The following is a 3,192-nucleotide window of genomic DNA, read 5'->3' as shown; positions in this document are numbered from 1 at the left end:
CGCTACGGACTCGGAAAGGGCCGCCCGACGGCGGTTTCATTCTGCCTGTGCCTCAGGAAACGCCCTCGCGGCGCGCGCGTCATTACTTGACTGGGCCGCAATCCACTGGCCGGATGCCCCGCCCGCAGGGCTTTCCGCCGTCGCGACGCGTATACCCGATCCGGCGTGCCGCGGGGCACTGGTCGCCCTCGACCGTGCGGTCTATGGCACCGGCGGCAGTTCCTGGACCGGTGAGCTCCTGCAACGGTGTCTGGACCGCCTGCCGCCGCCGGCCCCACGTGGGAAGAGGGCGGGACCGTTGCCCGAACTCTATCCACGCGGGGACGCGCTTCCGGGAGCCTCAACGTGAGAGCAGGTCCCGGTTGGGAACGGGACTCAGGGGTTTCGGCAACAATCCGATGTCCCCGGGAAGGAGGTTGAGTCGGCTTGCCTGACATCCCATCCTTGAGCCCGCCGAATCGTAGGGCGCTCCTTCCATGATCCAGCGCAGGATCTCCGCACGGTGGTTGGCGTCACCCGAGTCACCCAGGTTCGCAAATCCGTTCACCGTACCGTTCCAGTGGTGGAATCCGGCGGGTTTCAGCAAGACCAGGCTCGCGGCGGGATCGTCGCAGTTGACCCGGGTCATGAAGTGCGAGAACGCATAGTCCTTCCAGATCGCCTCATTTTCGCCTTCGGGGAGCTGAAAATCGCGCAGCACGAAGATGCCGTCCGCCCGGCTCACGACATTGCCGTTGCTGTGACATTGGATGCAGGACAGGGGTGTCGAGGACCGCGTCGAGGGAAAGCCGGTCGTGAGCAGCGGGTAGATGTCTTCGACGAAATTCAGCGGCTCCAGATCGCTGTTGCTCCACAACTGACCCGTTACGGACTCGGCGGGGTCGCCCGCGTGCTTGTTCCTCACCAACAGGCGAACGTGATAGGGGCTGCTGCTGCCTTCGGACTTGATGTCCGAGGAGGCAGACGGATCGAGGTCGAAGGTCGCCAGCGACTTGTCAGCGGAATTGATCGTGGGTATGGCGCCCGGGGCACTCTGGATACTCCAGGAGAAGGTCTCGCCGAAGTAGCTGGGCCTTGCGTTCAGCCTGACCCTGCCGCTGTCCTTTACATCAGCGAACGAGTAGCCGAAGGAATTGGAAAAGCGCAACCCCGCGATCCGCAACACCGGGCGTCCCGGCCGGCGAAGGTCGCCAAAGTCGTACTTCGCCTCACTCGAGAGGACGTCCGCGGGCGGGTTCTTGTGCGCCGTCCCGCCGAACAGCTGCTCGTCGAGGATCTTCGGCTGGTCGCTGCGCCAGAAGCGCTCGTAGGTGCGCAGCGCCAGCGGCATGATGCCCTGATCGTAGACCAGCGACTCGATCTCGTCCTTGTAGCCCTTGAAGGCGGAGAAGGTCGCGAACTCCAGCGACTGCTCCAGCGCCTCGCCCTGGAACACGACGTGACCGCTGTTGTTGTAGGTCCCCCGCTGGCTGTGGCAGGCGCGGCAGCTCGGTGCGACGACGTTGAGATAGAGCGCGCTCTTGTCGCCGTCGGCACCCGCGTTCTTCCATCCGGACGGGACGAAGGCCCCGTTGAAGGCGGGCTCGGGCATCCCCTCGCCGCCGTACCAGCCCTTGACCAGCGTCCGCGTCGTGCTGGTGGGGTTGGTCTGGAGGATGGTCGCATTCATGGCCTTGAAGGTGCTTTCCTGCATGACACGCGTCAGGGAGGGGTGGAACTCGTAGGTGTCCAGGTCCCACGGAATCCACTTCGCCCCGGTGTCGCCACGGTCCTGGTAGGTCGCGACCGAGCCGTGGAATCCGCCCGACTTCGGTTTGCCGCCGTGGCAGACATTGCACAGGCCCGGGACGAACTTCTCGCCCCGCCCGTCGAGATCTGCGCTCGTCACTCGGGTACCGGCGGCGTTGAAGACATAGAAGGTGGTGAACCTCGGCTTGTCGGTCATCTCCAGGCCGCTGTCCTTGTTCAGGGGGTAGCCATACTCCATGGCGACCGTCGCGATCAGGTTGGTCCCGGCGATGGCGTCCGCCACGCTCGGATAGTTCTGCACGAAGGAGGCGATGCGGTCGCCGGATTGCTTCACGAACATGCTCCTGCCGAAATTCAGGTCGGCCGCGTTCAGATACACCGCGTGGGAATCGGCGTTGGCGTTCTCGCTGCCGTCGAAACCGTTCTCTGTCTTCCAGTCGGCCAGCGTGGTCTTGCGGTCCAGCGGATCGATGACCTTGTAGTAGGCCGAGGCATGGCTCTCGCTGCCGCGAAACACCGTGTCCGAGGAGTGGATGGGGAGGCTCAGGAACTTGTTCGCGTCCGGGGGCGTCAGCGAGACGAGCAGGTGGTCGACGTTCGGTCCGCTGGCGCCGTCGGTGGTCAGCCGGATCACGTTGGTGCCGCTTTCCAGTTTCACGAAGAACTGCACGGTCTGCCAGTTCTCCCAGCGTTGCGTGAAGGGAAACGAGACGTCGGAACTGACCGGGACGCTGTTGGCCAGGATATCCATCGGGCGGGACTGGTCCACACCCAGGGCGTAACGGAACTCGAGCTGATACAGGCCGCGCATCGGCGTGTCGACGGTCCATTCGATATTCCCCTCCTCGAGGAAATCGACGAATCCCGTGCCGGTATAGCCTTCGTGGTTGGCGGCGACCTCTATCGAACCGTTATGGACCGCCTCCTCCGCCTCGAGCAGCCTGACCACGCTGCCCGTGGAGGGCCCCGTTACCGCCGAGAGGGTCCCGTCGATGGGGACGACGCCCGGGTGGGGTTCGAGGGGTTCAATCCCGGCGAGTGTCGCCGCCAGGGTCGGTGCCTGGGCCATCGTCAGGGAGAGCAGACAGATCGAGACCCGTCGTTGTGCCTTGCCCGTCCCGCATGATCGAGTCGTATCCATGTTTCCTCCCGCAGCCGTGGTAGTTTGCGACGATCTAACCCAATCTATTGCGGGTGCTCAGCGATTTCCGTGAGAAAACGGCGCGGCGAAGTGAGAAATTTTTCACGCCCGCCGCGTACCGGTGTCGTCGTGAGGTCCATCCTGCCAGGCCCCGAACCTTCGGGGAAACGGACGCGCTATACTTCGGGAACACATTTTAAACTTATACATCTGGATCCCCTGAAGCGCACATGTCGGCCTACCCGGAGATTATCGGCAAGTACCGGATCGTGTCGGTGCTGGGGCAGGGCGCCATGGGGACG

At 63.9% G+C, this 3,192-nt stretch carries 2 protein-coding genes; one reads left to right on the top strand and one right to left on the bottom strand.

All coding sequences use genetic code 11. From position 1 onward, the window contains the following. Positions 1–349: hypothetical protein (locus LJE91_04830; GenBank protein MCG6868064.1), on the top strand; the 349-nt coding region annotated here is incomplete at its 5' end. On the opposite strand, the gene LJE91_04825 is transcribed toward LJE91_04830, so the two are convergent. After that, positions 341–2,890, bottom strand: a complete 2,550-nt coding sequence (locus LJE91_04825) for a carbohydrate-binding protein (GenBank protein ID MCG6868063.1) — start codon at positions 2,888–2,890, stop codon at positions 341–343. The two genes, LJE91_04830 and LJE91_04825, sit on opposite strands and share 9 nt — an antisense overlap. Positions 2,891–3,192 lie beyond the last annotated feature (302 nt).

It is taken from the genome of Gammaproteobacteria bacterium, from assembly GCA_022340215.1.
In the GTDB taxonomy this organism is placed as follows: Bacteria; Pseudomonadota; Gammaproteobacteria; order JAJDOJ01; family JAJDOJ01; genus JAJDOJ01.
The sequence above is the reverse complement of the archived record's forward strand: the minus strand, read 5'-3'. Positions and strand labels throughout refer to the sequence as shown.

Coding starts and splice junctions, on each gene's coding strand:
- LJE91_04825 (MCG6868063.1), bottom strand. CDS start 2,890: ATGGATACGACTCGATCATGCGGGACGGGCAAGGCACAACGACGGGTC.